Origin of the sequence: Colwellia sp. MB3u-41 (genome assembly GCF_014076845.1) — a bacterium.
GTDB lineage: Bacteria > Pseudomonadota > Gammaproteobacteria > Enterobacterales > Alteromonadaceae > Colwellia_A.
Window position 1 is genome coordinate 366,675 of sequence record NZ_JACGUT010000082.1, and the last position, 14,987, is coordinate 381,661.

At 38.1% G+C, this 14,987-nt stretch carries 8 protein-coding genes and 1 tRNA gene; 3 read left to right on the forward strand and 6 right to left on the reverse strand.

From position 1 onward, the window contains the following. Positions 1-7: 7 nt before the first annotated feature. The 3 genes from H4J73_RS15440 to H4J73_RS15450 all read left to right on the forward strand — a co-directional run bounded on the left by H4J73_RS15440 (position 8) and on the right by H4J73_RS15450 (position 4,426). Positions 8-2,767: a choice-of-anchor B family protein gene (locus tag H4J73_RS15440; protein ID WP_182223608.1), complete on the forward strand. Its 2,760-nt coding sequence runs from the start codon at positions 8-10 to the stop codon at positions 2,765-2,767. A gap of 164 nt (positions 2,768-2,931) precedes the next feature. Beyond that, a tRNA-Ile gene (locus H4J73_RS15445) sits at positions 2,932-3,008 on the forward strand. 164 nt (positions 3,009-3,172) lie between these two features. Next, positions 3,173-4,426 (forward strand): integrase domain-containing protein, encoded by a 1,254-nt coding sequence (locus H4J73_RS15450; protein WP_182223607.1) that lies wholly within the window; start codon positions 3,173-3,175, stop codon positions 4,424-4,426. Between the two features lie 270 nt (positions 4,427-4,696). Here H4J73_RS15450 and H4J73_RS15455 read toward each other — a convergent pair whose 3' ends face one another. The 6 genes from H4J73_RS15455 to H4J73_RS15480 form a co-directional block, all read right to left on the reverse strand. After that, entirely contained in the window at positions 4,697-5,557 is an 861-nt protein-coding gene (locus H4J73_RS15455; protein ID WP_182223606.1) for an HNH endonuclease, read from the reverse strand. Between the two features lies 1 nt (position 5,558). Continuing rightward, complete coding sequence (locus H4J73_RS15460; RefSeq protein ID WP_182223605.1) at positions 5,559-7,106, reverse strand: AAA family ATPase; 1,548 nt, start codon at positions 7,104-7,106, stop codon at positions 5,559-5,561. Between the two features lie 9 nt (positions 7,107-7,115). Continuing rightward, positions 7,116-10,331 carry a type I restriction endonuclease subunit R gene (locus H4J73_RS15465; RefSeq protein ID WP_182223604.1) on the reverse strand — a complete coding sequence of 1,072 codons (3,216 nt, stop codon included), beginning with the start codon at positions 10,329-10,331 and terminating at the stop codon, positions 7,116-7,118. Between the two features lie 67 nt (positions 10,332-10,398). After that, positions 10,399-11,739 carry a restriction endonuclease subunit S gene (locus H4J73_RS15470; protein ID WP_182223603.1) on the reverse strand — a complete coding sequence of 447 codons (1,341 nt, stop codon included), beginning with the start codon at positions 11,737-11,739 and terminating at the stop codon, positions 10,399-10,401. Further along, the gene (locus tag H4J73_RS15475) at positions 11,736-13,826 is read right to left on the reverse strand and encodes a class I SAM-dependent DNA methyltransferase (protein ID WP_182223602.1); all 2,091 of its coding nucleotides are present in this window, start codon (positions 13,824-13,826) and stop codon (positions 11,736-11,738) included. Before H4J73_RS15475 ends, H4J73_RS15470 begins: the two co-directional genes overlap by 4 nt. Before the next feature lie 45 nt (positions 13,827-13,871). Further along, complete coding sequence (locus H4J73_RS15480) at positions 13,872-14,795, reverse strand: restriction endonuclease (RefSeq protein WP_182223601.1); 924 nt, start codon at positions 14,793-14,795, stop codon at positions 13,872-13,874. Positions 14,796-14,987: the final 192 nt, after the last annotated feature.

A 14,987-nucleotide genomic window follows, 5' to 3' on the forward strand; every position in this document is an offset into this window, starting at 1 on the left:
GCACATTATGGCTAAAATATCATTACCTCTTAGCATTGCAATTATTTCAATATCCTATTTTTTACTCTCTTCAAATACATTAGCTCATTCAGAGCATGATAAGTCGAGATTTGTTGCTATTAATGGCGTAGATAAAGACCGCTGTGATAATGTTCTTAGACCCTGCAAAACAATTGCTTATGCTGTTAGCCAGGCAAACAAGGGTGACAACGTACTTGTTGCTTCAGGCGACTTTACAATCACTTCAAGCGAAGAACTATTTTATTTAAAAAGTGCTCTTGTGTCAGTCGTTGGAGGCTATAATCAATTTGATCATTACCAATCACAAAGCCCTCAGTCAAATGTGACCACTTTACATAATATTCCAATTGAAATGGTTGATGAGCTTCGTAGTAACGGTTTTCGCGTTATTGCTGATGGTAAAGCCTTTGCTAATGATAAAGATTTAAAACAAAAACTTGCAAGTTATTATCAACTCAGTGAAAGCCAAGCAAATGAACCTTGTGTTAATGGCAAAGCTGATATTTTTGACTGTAATAACATTGATTTGCTCGCTCATCTCCCATTAACTGCAATGTCGAGTGATCCTGTTGAAGGCAACGACATTTGGGGACATGTCGATTTAAATACGGGTAATGAATTTGCTATTATGGGCGTAACCAATGGTGTCGTTGTAGTTGATGTAACCGCCCCCATGACTCCTGTAGAAGTAGGAACTATTGCAGGTGTAACATCTCAATGGAGAGATGTAAAAGTTTACCAATACTTTGATGAAACTATCAATTTATGGCAAGCCTATGCTTATGTTACAACCGAAGGTGTTCGTAATGGTCCAACAGACTATGTGACTATTATTGACCTTAACACTCTTCCTCATTCAATAACCTTAGTTGAAAAGAATAAAGTGGTCAGTAGAGCCCATAATGTTTATATCACTAATGTTGATCATACCCTTAATATAACGCTTCCAGATCAAACCGCTTCACTACAGCTTATTGGCACAAACAGTAGAGGTGGGGCTTTCCAAAGCTATTCATTAGAAAACCCAAAAACATTAGTCAACGTTGCTGCTAACAATTTTGGTATTGGCTACACCCATGATGGGGCCTCTCTCGTTATAGATGACCAACGTGCACTTAATGATTGTGGTTTAACATCTGGTAGTTGTACTATTTTCATTGATTTTAATGAAGATGTTATGAAGTTATGGAATATAACCGATCCAAACAACTCAGCCCAGTTAGGTACAGCTGAATATAACGATGTAGCTTTGAACAATAAATATGTACATTCTGGCTGGGGCACTGAAGATAAGCAGTTCATTTTATTACATGACGAGTTTGATGAATTTCGTGGTGGATTAAACACCACCGTTAGAATATTTTCAATTGGGGATCTAACGAACCCAACACAGGTTGGCCAATGGACCGGCCCCACACAAGCGATTGATCACAATGGTTTTGTTCGAGGTAATAGATACTATATGTCTAACTACGAACGTGGCTTAACCATTTTAGACATTACAGATCCAACAACGCCTACTGAAGTTGGGTTCTTTGATACTTTCACACCGAGTAACTCAGCGAGCTTTAATGGTGCATGGGGCGTGTATCCATTTTTACCGTCAGGAAATATTCTTGTTAGCGATATTAACAGTGGTCTGTATGTACTAAAAGATAACGCTAAAGCTTCAACGAAAGGAATGTTCAGCTTTACCAGTAAAAGCACGAAAATTGCTCAAGGAACAACACTGAACCTCATTGTGCAACGTAATGGTTCAAACATTACAGAAAGTACTGCGGTAAGTTACCAAGTTATTCAAGGTAGCGCTAAAAAAGGTACCGACTTTGATGTAGAAAACAACACACTCACTTGGGCTGCAAACGACAATGCGAATAAGACAATAAGTATTGATATTGCAGATGACCTAACAAATACCGAATTGTCAGAGTCTTTCTTTATACGTTTATATAATCCAACTAATGGTGCAACACTTGGCTCAAACAGTTACAACACCATCAATATTAATGGGTTAATAGATAAAGGAACGGGAAGCTTTGAATTCGACGAACAAACAATCGCAGAGAATGTTGGTGAATACGCCGTAAACATTAACCGAATGGGTAGCACATCGGGCAGTATCTCATTCCAATATCAACTGACTTCAGGACAAGCGATTATTGGTAGCGATATCATTGATGTATCGGGGCAAGTATCTTGGGGCGAAGGTGAAAGTGATACTAAAAAAATTATATTAACCATTATTGATGATATGGAAGAAGAAGATGATGAAACGTTCACCTTAACCTTATCAAGCATAGATAATAGTCGATTAGGTGGCAATGCAGAAATCATATTCACGATTGCTGATGATGATAAAAATACAGCACCTGTAGTTACTCTAAGAGAAAATTTTGAAGTAAATACTAATCAAGGTGTAACGTTAACGGCTCAAGCCGTAGATGCAGAAAGCGACAGTATGACCTACTTATGGGAGCAAACAGCAGGCTCAGCCGTATCGATAACTAACGCTGATATGTTATCAGCAAGCTTTACGGCCCCAAATACTTCTACTGCGTTAACATTTAAACTCACCGCCACTGATTTCAGAGGTGCATCAAGTACAGGAAGTGTTATTGTTTCAGTAGTCGCCCCCGTTGTAATAACACCAACCCCCAATACAAAAAGTAGTGGCGGCACAATATTATGGTTAACAATCCTTTCATTATCTTTATTAACCAAGAGAAAAGTCATTATCAATAAATAGTAGCTAGGCAATGGTGATATAAAATCACCCATATCGCCTAACAATTAAGCGAACGATGTAAAATTTAGCATTTTTTAAAAATACGCTAGTGACAACAAAATAAAAAATGCTTATACTTCACGCCGCTTTAAGTTGAAGTCTCAATTTAAAGCGGATAAAAAGATGGCCCCTTAGCTCAGTTGGTTAGAGCATTCGACTCATAATCGACAGGTCCCCTGTTCAAGTCAGGGAGGGGCCACCATTTTCTTGTTCCACCTCGTTCCATATCATCCTGCAGCCCAATAGAAACGTTAAAACATCAATACTTAGTGTACTCCTTTGTACTTTGTCATACGGTGACATTCGCATTTTTTAGTAGTACAGTTAGTAGTACTACACTAAACGTCGATTTCTGGTACTACTAAAATGGCAAAAATAGTCACTCCGCTAACGAATACAGAAGTAAAACAAGCTAAGCTCAAAGATAAAGTCTATAAATTGTCTGACGGTGAAGGCTTACAACTCAGAATAAAGCCTAATGGCACAAAAACTTGGTTGCTCGATTACTTTAAGCCATATACAAAAAAACGTACCAGCATAAGCCTAGGTTCATATCCTAGTGTTACCCTCGCAGAAGCTCGCCAAAAGAAACGCGAAGCAAGAGAATTACTTGCTAAAGAGATCGATCCTAAAACTCATAGAGATGAGGCGACTGAATTAGCCAAAGAAGAACTACAAAATACCTTTGGTACTATTGCTGTAAAATGGTTAGTACTAAAAAAACAGCAAGTAAAAGCAGAAACGGCCTCTCATGCATGGCGTAATTTAGAAAGACACGTTCTTCCTGAATTAGAGAATGTACCTATCCACTTAGTTAAACCTAAGATGGTAATTGATATATTGAATCCTATCGCCCATAAAGGAAGCTTAGAAACAGTAAAGCGCCTATGTCGCAATATCAATGAAGTCATGCGGCTTGCTGTCGCTTCAGGCTTAATTGAAGTTAATTACCTTGCTGAAATTACCAAAATGTTTGCAGCCCCGAAAAAGACCAATATGCCAACGATTAAGCCTGAACGCCTCCCTGAATTAATGAAGGCTCTCTCGGTTGCTAGCATTATGCGTACTACCCGGAGTTTAGTTGAGTGGCAATTACATACCATGACCCGTCCCATTGAAGCGGTAACAGCAAGATGGAAAGATATTAACTTTGAAGAGAAGATTTGGGTCATACCTGCTGAGCGCATGAAAATGAACAAACCTCACACCATACCGCTCACCCCACAAACATTATCACTATTAGAGTTTATTAAATCTAATAGTGGCCACAGAGAGTACCTATTTCCAAGCCATAGAGATCCTAAAAGCCATGCTAATAGCCAAACTGCCAACATGGCACTGAAACGTATGGGGTTTAATGGTCAGCTGGTTTCTCATGGTTTAAGAGCTTTAGCCAGCACTACATTAAACGAACAAAGCTTTGATCCTGATGTTATTGAATCAGCCCTTGCTCATGTTGATAAAAATGAAGTACGACGCGCGTATAATCGTGCTGAATACCTTGAACGTAGAAGAGTTTTAATGTGCTGGTGGTCAAGCCATATTGAACAGAGTTCTAAAGGCGATATGAGCATTGCATCCAATGTTTCGATTCAAGGATTGAAGCTAGTTAATGAATAATTTTCTTGATAAATAGAGCAGTTAAAATGTAAAACTAATTTTAACTGCTCAATGTTCTGGTTCTGAATGCAGACACCAACATATAAACAACAACTTATCAAAGACTTAAGCACCCCCACTACCAGATTATTGATTTATGGCGCCGCTCAAGTACTTTCACCACAGATAGAGTACTTTTGATTAGGTTAGTATAACTTTCAATTGTAGATACACATTTAAAAAAGAGACAAAGCTAAGTTTGTCTCTTTTTGTTCCCTGATTAAGTATGTGTTATTTAAAACCGCCAGAACAATACCAGTTACTACTTGCTAGTGCTTGATACATTGCTGTTTTCCAGCTGTTTTTATGCTGTAGTGATGCTCCTGCACATTTTTTCAATAGAGCTTGTTCTACACCTGTTTGTTGATTTATTTGAAAATCTATATCTAACTCACCTCTTAAGTTAGATATTTCATCTCCCGCTTGAATACTGAAGCGTTTAGCTAGTTTAAAGTCATCAAAATGACTATTTACTCTAGCTTGATCAGAAGCCGACCAATGGCTTGGTGCTTGTACGAAATACCTGATTGTCGCAGGAGTCGTTTGAATGACTTGAGCAAATATCCATTGCTCATTTACAAAGTGCCCTTGATCAAAATAAGGATGTAAGCATTGTTCATTCTTTGACGCTGCGATTCCTGCACTTTTACCTTTATTACAATCGGCACAACTTGGAACTAAATTTTTCGGAAAGATTGATAACAATGGGAACTTAGCTTTAGGCAAATAATGATCCAGAGTTGTAACTTGCCCAAAACCGCAAAATGGGCAGATTAGTAATGGTGCTTGCATCATTATTTGATCATAATACTGCCTCGCAGGCTTTCTAGCTGGGACCATATGATATGTATATAACCCTTTTAATTGCTTTTTAGGCACATGGCCTGCAACAATGTCATCATCCCCTCCAGTAAAAGGCTGTATTTTGAATAAGTCAGCAGTCGCTGCTTTTGTAGCAAAGTCTTGAACTGCATTATTTAGTTGGGGGTTGATAGCATTTATATTCTGCGTTAGCGTTTGACAGCTAATACTACCAACACAGGTATTTAATACATCAGTAAAAGTAAGTAGAGGAGGCGGAATAGCTCGCATATTAATCGGTCTCTCTATTGGCAATTAACGCTCTGAGAATTGCCTGACCTTCAAACCCTATTTGTCCTTTGTATAGGTCTACGATTTCGTCAAAACTTTTGGCTGTTTCAACTGACTCCATTAACAACGCATGAAAGCCCGATTTGGTTACTTCTAAACCGAATACTTCACGAGTTAAAACACCGACATTTTCTCCAAAAGTTTCATTTTCAGGTCGAAAAGAAACACCTTCATTTCGCGTTCTTTCTAACTTCCAGACACAGCTTTTAGGTACTTCTTGTAATATTACAGGAGAGTGAGTAGCAATAATTGCAACAGCATTTCTGTCTACCAGTAAGTCAGATAGAGCTCTTGTAAATGCTGAAAGTAATGGAGGATGCAGATGGCTCTCGGGTTCATCAATCAATACCAGAGTTTTTTCTTCAATTGTTTCAATAAGTTTTGTTAATGTAAGCAAAATGATAGTATGCCCTGAACTCATTCGGCTTACTAAATTTAACGCTGATTTCTTAACTTCACTGATTTTTTCCAAACCACCTAAACGGGTGAGATCCATTTCTGCAAAGTTAATATCAGATTCTAGAGTTTTAATGGCTCGTAGCCATCGTTTTTTCTTAGCATTTAAAGCAAAACAAACAGCTAAGCTGTTAACAAAGTCAGCTCTTATAGCTTCATCACCTTTCAGCTCATTTGAGTTGGGATCACTATTTTTCTTTAACCCAATATAAAAGTAGCAAGTACCCAATGACCTATCTGCTCTGTTTTTAGGTGGAATAAATGGGTCAAATGCGCTGAAAGAAACAGAAGATATACTACTGAAATAATCTTTAGGAAGCCTTATTTCTTCCCAGTTATTTTGTTTGCTGATCATCACGCCAACTTCTTCTTTAGCGGCTGAATCATCAATAACTGTTTTCACTATGTTGTTTAGTAAAGTTGTTTTGCCAACGCCGTTCCGACCAATCAGAACATGTATATTGCTAGAAGGTAAGGAGCCAGGGGTTACTTTGAAACTTATATCTATTTGAGCGTTTTTCTCAGTTTGAGCTTTTTTATATGAAAAATCGAATTCAGATAACGGCGCTTCACCTTTAATTATTCTAGAGAACTGTCCGTGAATAACTGAAGTGCTTACTGAGCGTAATAGCGATGTTTTAAAAACAGGCTCATCAAATGCTATATCAAAACTTTTACTTGAATATGCTATATCATTGAGTTTTTCGAATATTTGATTACCAAGTTCTTCACTAAGTAGGCTTCTAATATTTTTATAGTACTCTTCGTCTTGGCCTAAACTAAATGCACTTTCATTAAAGTAAGAAAAAGTGTTATCACCTAGCTTCTCCGAAATCCAGCCGCTTTCAAAGCCGACGATACCGACTTTTACATTCCCAAAATTATGTTTATTGCCATGTTCATCAAAAACAATAAGTGAAAATGCTGTTTTGAAATAGTAGTCATCCCAGTTATCTTCACACAAGTAGGCTATCAGATTTCCAGTTTGCGGCGGGTAAGCTTTGTGCTTTATTATTTTAAAAGTTAATTCCATTTTTTGTACCTAGAATGCTCCGTATGTACTATTACCAGCACCTTGATAGTTTGCATAAACATGTTGATAAATAACAAGGTTTAAATCAGCTAACTCTTCGTCAGGGTAAGGTGCTTGTGGTAACCACTCTAGACTATCTTTAATCATGGTTTTAACTTGTGAACTAACCTGTGTGCTTTCACGCCATCGGTCTACTTTCAGTTTTTCAGCTTTAAGTTTTTCTAACGTTTCTTTTGCTACTTTTTTTACTATTTTTTCGTCAGCCGATTCTAACGTTGGCTTTTTAAGGAGGTCGTAAATGGCCAAAGTCTCTTCATCTAAACCTTCACGCATTGCCCTTTCTTGCTCAGGGCTCAAATCGTTTTTCATAAAGTCACTCAAGTCATCAAATGCCTTTTGAACTGCTTGAATGTCTTTGCCTGCGTTATATTCGGCAATAATATTTTTGTATTTCTCGTAAAACTCAAGGCGAATAGGGTTTTCACGAACCATTCTTTCAAGCTGCTTTTCTATCGCTTCTTGAAGATCAAAAACAACGGCATTTTTCTGTTCAGATTTAGCGAAGGCTTTTCTAAGGCGGTCAAAGTCTAAATTACCTAAATCAACATAATCATCTTCTCTAACTTCATTTTTTAGTGTGCTAACGCTCATGCTTACTTCTTGCTGAAGTTTACGCATTACTGATGATATATCCGCAGATTTAGTTTTTTGATTAAGCTGAGTATAAATAGCTTCTATAGCGTTATAGCGAGGAATAAATTGCTTAACAATTTCCTCTGGATAAAGCGCTTTGTATTTGCGCATGACTTCACGAGCGGCCACTTCAAATTGAGTTCGTGTTGTTTCATTTAAACTCACTGCATTTGCCGCTTTGCCTAATGAAGTTAAACGCTCCATAGCTGTTTTGGCGTTAACAAGATCATCAAGGTTAAAGTCAACTTCAGATAAAAAATTAGTAACAGCGAGAATTGCAGCGTCTAGTTCATCGGCCATTCCTTCTAACTTTTCAATAGGGTTAGTTGGTTTTTCTTCGCCACCATTACCTTTACCACCTGGTGAAGTCGGTTTATCTCCTTCACCATATACAGAATAGGCTTTTTCTAATTGGGTATACACATTGCCGTAATCAACAATTAAACCGTTTTCTTTTTCATCGTCATATACTCGGTTGGCACGAGCAATAGTTTGCATCAAAGTATGCCCCTGAATAGGCTTATCTAAGTAAACTGTAGACACACAAGGCGCATCAAAGCCGGTGATCCACATGGCGCAAACTATGGCTAAACGGAATGGGTTATCTTCGTCTTTAAATTCAGTTTCAAGATCTCGTTCAACCATTTTTTTACGGTGTATTTGTATATCTAAATCTAGCCCTTTAAACTTTTTAACTTCATTTTGCTCGCTACTTACCACAACACAAACTTCGGTTTCTTCAACACGAGCTAAGTGTTTTTTAATAGTAAGCTCTTCTTGTTGATCGCTAGCATCTTCAATACGTTGCTTTAACTCTTTAATGTATTCGGGCCAATAACCCATCACTAACTCATACATGCGAACCGCAGTAGGCTTATCAAGTGCCACAAACATAGCTTTACCTTGATAACCTCGTTCGTTAAAGTGCCAAACTAAGTCTTTGGCTATTTTATCAAGGCGATCATCTGAGGTAAGAATAGGGTAATCTCTAGCAAATTCCCGTCTAAGCTTAGCTATTTGGTCGGTATCTAAATCTTCATCATTGATGATTTCTGCCATGCGTGCGTCTAAATCTGGGTTTTTAATATCCAGTTTTTCACCACGATTTAAATAGCGTAATGGTAGTGTTGCACCATCATCCATCGCTTTTTTAAAGTCATAGACAGATACATAACCACCGAAAATCTTTTTAGTAAGCTCTACTTCATCATCAATAAGTGGTGTGCCGGTACAGCCAAGGAAAGACGCATTAGGAATGGCTTTAAAACGCATATTTTGAGCGTATGTACCGCCTTGAGTCCTATGAGCCTCGTCTGAAATAACAATAATATTGTCTCTTTCAGTGATCAGCGGATATTCGGTTTCTTTTTTCTTATCAATAGCGAACTTATGGATCAGCGTAAACACATACCGATGATTTTCACTGAGTAATTCACGTAAATGAGTCCGGCTCTTAGCTCGCATATTTTCTTCGGTCAATGCGCCACAGCCAGTAAAGGTATCATAAAGCTGATTTTCTAACTCGGTACGGTCAACCACAATTAAGAAGGTGTAGCTTTTGCCAAACTTACGTAATATTTTTTGGCAAATGAATACCATAGAGTAAGATTTACCGGAGCCTTGAGTGTGCCAAAAAACGCCCAATTTACCTTTTAGGTCATTGATGTTTTTAGCTTGCTCTACCACTTTATTTACACCAATAAATTGGTGGTTTTTCGCCATGATTTTAACAACATCATCGCCTTCACCATCGAACAGTAAAAAGTTTTCAAATAAATCGAGTAATCGATGTTTTTCACATGTGCCACGCAAAATGGTGTCTAGGCTTACTTCACCTTTGTCATCTTCTTCAATACGCTTCCATTCAATAAAGAACTTATAAGGGCTGGTTATTGTTCCTACGCTAGAAGCTGTACCATTACTTAAAATGATAAAGGCATTGCTATGTAGCACTTCAGGAATGGTATCTTTATAATCGGTAAGGTTATCTTCATATGCATTTCGCAAGTCGGTGTGGTGGCCTTTAAGCTCAAAAAACACCAGCGGAATACCATTAACAAATCCAACAATATCTGGGCGGCGGTTATAAAGCTTACCGACTACTTCAAATTGCCTAACCGCGAGAAAATGGTTTTCTGTTGGTTTATTAAAGTTGAATACTTTAAGGCGTTTCTTTTGCAGTTTGCCTTTATCGTCCTGATAGCTAACTTGCACACCCTTAGTTAATAGCTCGTGCTTGGCTTTATTAATTGCGCCTAAGCTTTTATCTGCTTCAACTTGGGTTATTTGGTCAATGGCGTTTTGATAAGCCATATCAGGTAGTTCGGGGTTTAACTTAACAAGCGCTTTTTTGAGGTAACGAACGAGTATTACTTCTGATTTATTGGCACGGCCAAGCAAACCGTCGCTGCGGTCAGCCTGTTCCGATAATATTTCTTTATGCCAAGCGGTTTCAACTTGCCATTGCAAGTCGAGCAATACCTCTTCACTGGCTGCTTCTACTAAACCATCTTCAGAATACTCATAGCTCATTTATTGATACTCCATTCAATATGCTTTTCTATTGTTTTAGTGCTTTTTATTCTTTAGTTTTTATTTATTAGGCATCTTCTTGCTGTTCGACTCGTTGTAACATAGCCTCTGGTAGCTCAGCTTGTTCGATATCAATCATGCCCGTCATTAATCTTGGAAGAAGGATATCTCTAGCTTCTTTCGATAACTTAACTTGCTTCGCTAAAACCGATATTTGCTGAGTTGTATTGTTACTGAGTATGTAAAATTCTTCTAAGAGCTGTTCGTTAGGGATATTTACATTTTGAAATTTCAAGAACGCTGTCCAATTATAATTTACTATATTGCTTGCACTTCTAATCTCAAAAACTTCAGATGCCTTACTTTTTCTGAGAAACCTCAAGAAATAGAATAAAAAGTGACTAACTTTAATTGATGTTGGTCGGGCTAATTTACAAAAACTGGCACACATTACATCTTCATCAAATAAAGACAGGAGCTCTTCAGTCATTAAAGATGTTTTAGCAACTCCTTCGTGATGGCTTCCGCCTGAAACTTCAAAGATAATATCTCCAGCTATTAGCTTCCTTGATGCTAAGTTTGATTTTTTGTGCCACCTCAAAGGGACATTTTTGGTATCTCCTGTCGGTAATCCGTTAAAGTCAGTACCTCTAATTACGTATGCAGACTCAGAAAATTCCTTTGAAATTTCTTCATCACCCCATCCGCCTCCAATTTCATGATCTATGTAGTGGCCAAGATTGTTTGTAAGCCAACCTTCTGGTAGTCCTGTTACTTCATCAAAAACAGCACCTTCATGGCCGGGGAATTTCATGCGAACAAACCATTCGTCGTAAGTAATTTGCGCCATTTCTTCTAAAAATTTAATGCGTTTCAGGTTGTTTTCAATGAGGTCGTCGTAAGTCTCCAGAACAGCCGCTATTTTCAGTCTGCTCTTTTTATTGGGCCGGTGGAACTTATATTTTCTAATATCCGGTCCGCTGATATGCGGAACGTTAACGCCTGTTGTAATGGTATCTATGTACTGCAGGAAAGCAGGGCTTGCAATTACATACCTTAGAAATATTTGGTCGTCAGGATCTTTTGCTCTTAATCTAGCAACTCGCTGTACCAATAGAGATTTAGGGTCATTTTTGTTTATCCAAAAGTACTTTAATTGACCGCCCACTATTGGACGATCCATGGCTAGTAACACATCGTCAGTTCCTAGCTGGTATCTTGAAAACTTTTCAAAATCATCTGCATTCCACCATGGGCCATCATCCCATTTTATTTCTCTGTGACCTAAGTTACTTCCTTTAACCAAAAAAACATCCGTACTATCATCAGAGAATTGTTCACTCTTGAAAGCAAACCCAGAGTCTACAATGCAAAAATCACCTAATTCTATTGGAACTAACTGAGTCATAATTGTGTACCTTGAATTAGATTCATTAGTTCATTTGAAGATTGTTGTAAGTTAAGTAGCTCTGACTTAATAGATTTCATGCGTTTCTCGTAATCAAAGTCGTCATCTACCTGAACACTATAACCAACGTATCTTCCTGGCGTTAAGCTGTAATCGTTTTCTTCAACCTCTTCACGGCTAACTATTTTGCATAGGCCTTCGATATCTTGGTATTGGTCATTCGGGAAATTTTCTCTTAGTGATTCCCAGTCTTTGATGCGTTGCTTGTAATCGGCAAACTCTTGTTTAAGCAATGCTTTATGAACGTTTAATGCCGCGTTCAGTGATTTAAGTAAACGGCTATTAGCATCGAATTGTTTTTTAAGCTGCGCATTTTTTTTACTTGATTGAGCTTTAGCCGCTTTATCTTCGGCTGTAATGGAGGGACTTTCTTTTATCACTTTCGCTTGCAATTTACAGTCAGCCAAGGCTTTGTCAGACTCTGATTGGTATTGCTCGATTAGTGTAAATAACGTTTCTATGGGCTGGTTAAAGCGTTCACTCCATGTTTGGCAGGTATCAAAATCACTGTCATCAGCAACGCTAAGTCGCTCATCTAGCTCACCTGAAATGGAACTGAAATTTAGGTTTGGTTTGTCGCCTTTAAAGTCATCGGCATTGGGTGCTGCTAAAATAGTTTTACACTCTTTGCGCAATCCGTTGATTTCATTTGCTATATCTTTAGCGAGTGAAATGGCTTCTTGATTATGGATGGTTTGCGCTGAGGCAATAGCTGTTTCATCATTACGGTACGATTCCATAATGGCGTTAAAGTTAGTTAACTGCCCTGGTGAATAATCGTTAATGGTGTTGGTGACAACTCGGAAGGTATTACGAGCATCGATCATTAAAATTTTGCCTTTGTTCTCTTTTCGCTTACCTTTGTCTAAAAGCCAAACGTGGCACGGTAGCGAACGGGTATAAAAAAAATTGTTGCCTACCGAAACTATACAATCAACAGCACCTGTTTCAACCAGTTTTTGACGTATGTTTTTTTCAGTATTGCCTGCATCAGTAGCAGAGCTAGGCATAACAAAACCGGCACGACCTTGATCATTTAAATAGTGATAGAAGTATTGAACCCATAAGTAATTTCCATTATCGGCTTTAGGAATGCCAATATCTTTAAATAAACGTACATCCGTCTTCACGTAGTCTTTATTCTTATCTACTTTCTTGACGTTAAATGGCGGGTTTGCCATAACAAAGTCACACTTGCCCACAAGTGCGTGAGGGTCAGAATAAAAGCTGTTGCTTTCAATAATTTTACCTTCAATACCATGAATAGCTAAGTTCATTTTTGCTAGGCGGTGGTTGTTCGATTTTAGCTCTGAGCCATAACAAGTAATTTTTGAATTAACCGATGCGCCTTGCCCTTTGTCTAACTCTTGTTCTTCAATAAAATGACTGGTTTGTACAAACATACCGCCAGAACCACAGGCTGGATCATAAATAATACCGTGATCGGGTTTTATCATATTTACGATAAGTTGTACCAGTGAAGGTGGTGTGAAAAACTCTCCACCTTCTTGCGCACCGGCACCATCCATTGAGAACTTCATTAAGAAGAACTCATAAATTCGACCGAAAACATCCCCTTTAATTTTCTTTACGGAATCTTTATTAAATACACGAATGAGTTCGCGTAATAGGTCTTCATCGAATTCTTGATAGTTCTTTGGTAATACCCCCAATAAATCGGGGTAAGCTTCTTCAATTAGCTTCATCGCATTGTTAATGCCTTCATCTAATGATTCTGACTCTGGCAGGTCTGCTAAGTAATCAAACTGTGACTTCTCAGGCAGCATCATTGCACCAGCAGCTAAAAAGTCTTCCTTAGTCGGCGCACGTTTGCCACGAGGACCGTCAGGAATATTCGCTTCAATCTGGCCTTTTGCTTGGTCGTATCGGTTTTGAGCATAACGTAGGAGAATTAGGCCAAGAACAGGATCTTTATATTCAGCCGCAGTAAGTTTTGAGTTTGCACGAAGAGAATTAGCACTATCCCAAAGTTCGGTTTCTAATTGTTTGATTTCTTGTTGGTTCATGTTTATTTAATTCTCTAGATTATTTTATTCAATTTATATTTCGACTTATATTTCAAAAAAATCTTCATCGATTTTCTTCAGGTGCAATACCTGTTCGTCCCGGCTGCCAATGTTATATCGCAACATGAGTTTGGCCAATTCAGTTCCGTTTATAAGTACTATACGCATACCTAAATCTTTAGCTGTTTGGTTTGCTGATGGGGTGAAGTCAGACGTAGTAATAAATATCCCCTTCTGTGCTTTTTTAAGATTTAAAGCGCCAAAAAAATCTCTGATATCACCTGAACCAATGTTGTTACCCTGAGCATAACGTTTAGCTTGAATGTATATCTGATCTACACCTAGCGGGTCTTGATCTATAACACCATCAATACCATTATCACCTGATTTACCTAAAGCGTGAGCAGCACCTTCACCTGTACCTCCATAACCCATGGCTACAAGAAGCTCTATTAGTAAGTCTTCAAAAAAGGCTGGTGTGACTTTGCGAGTGCGTTCTAGAATATCTTGTGCTAACGAATCATTGATTGCTTTATATGCAGCTCGAAGAGCTTCATCAGGCGTGACTACATCATCAGCATTATCCTTGTCTACACTGGCGGTAGATTCGCTGCTTACGTTTTTCTGTTCTTTAAATGCGATGAATTCATCAAACTTCTTTAAATATTTATTATCTATAACAGCATTGGTATCTTGAAGTGCTTTTGTTCCACGTTCAGTGATAACAAAATGTGCTCGTCGAGTCACTTCTAGCAGACCTGCTTTAGTTAGATAGGTGCGTGCCCAACCGACACGGTTATCCAATATGCTTTGCTTACCACTAGGTAGCGTTTCAGTTTTATCCACTTCGGTTAGGTTAAATTTGTCAGCAAGTTCATTGATGACATTACGAAGTTTAACTTCATTGCCATTAGCGGCCTGAGCTACCTCAAGAAAGGGACGCATAAATTGTTGGTAATTTGGGATCATTATCTTCCTTGATGCTTTTATCTTTAACTTCTTTTCAAACACACACTCAAAAAGTAAGAAAAGCCTACATTTGTTCAAATAATCGACTATAAGCTATCTGACTGGAACTTATTAATAATAGGCTTCATCTATGCAGAGATAATCTACCACAAAGTTATCTTTTATATAGATAATTTAGTTCTACAAAGAGTA

Excerpts from the sequence above, each read along its gene's own strand:
- H4J73_RS15455 (WP_182223606.1), bottom strand. The coding sequence starts at position 5,557 with ATGCGAGCTATTCCGCCTCCTCTACTTACTTTTACTGATGTATTAAAT.
- H4J73_RS15470 (WP_182223603.1), bottom strand. The coding sequence starts at position 11,739 with ATGACTCAGTTAGTTCCAATAGAATTAGGTGATTTTTGCATTGTAGAC.
- H4J73_RS15465 (WP_182223604.1), bottom strand. The coding sequence starts at position 10,331 with ATGAGCTATGAGTATTCTGAAGATGGTTTAGTAGAAGCAGCCAGTGAA.
- H4J73_RS15450 (WP_182223607.1), top strand. The coding sequence starts at position 3,173 with ATGGCAAAAATAGTCACTCCGCTAACGAATACAGAAGTAAAACAAGCT.
- H4J73_RS15475 (WP_182223602.1), bottom strand. The coding sequence starts at position 13,826 with ATGAACCAACAAGAAATCAAACAATTAGAAACCGAACTTTGGGATAGT.
- H4J73_RS15440 (WP_182223608.1), top strand. The coding sequence starts at position 8 with ATGGCTAAAATATCATTACCTCTTAGCATTGCAATTATTTCAATATCC.
- H4J73_RS15460 (WP_182223605.1), bottom strand. The coding sequence starts at position 7,106 with ATGGAATTAACTTTTAAAATAATAAAGCACAAAGCTTACCCGCCGCAA.
- H4J73_RS15480 (WP_182223601.1), bottom strand. The coding sequence starts at position 14,795 with ATGATCCCAAATTACCAACAATTTATGCGTCCCTTTCTTGAGGTAGCT.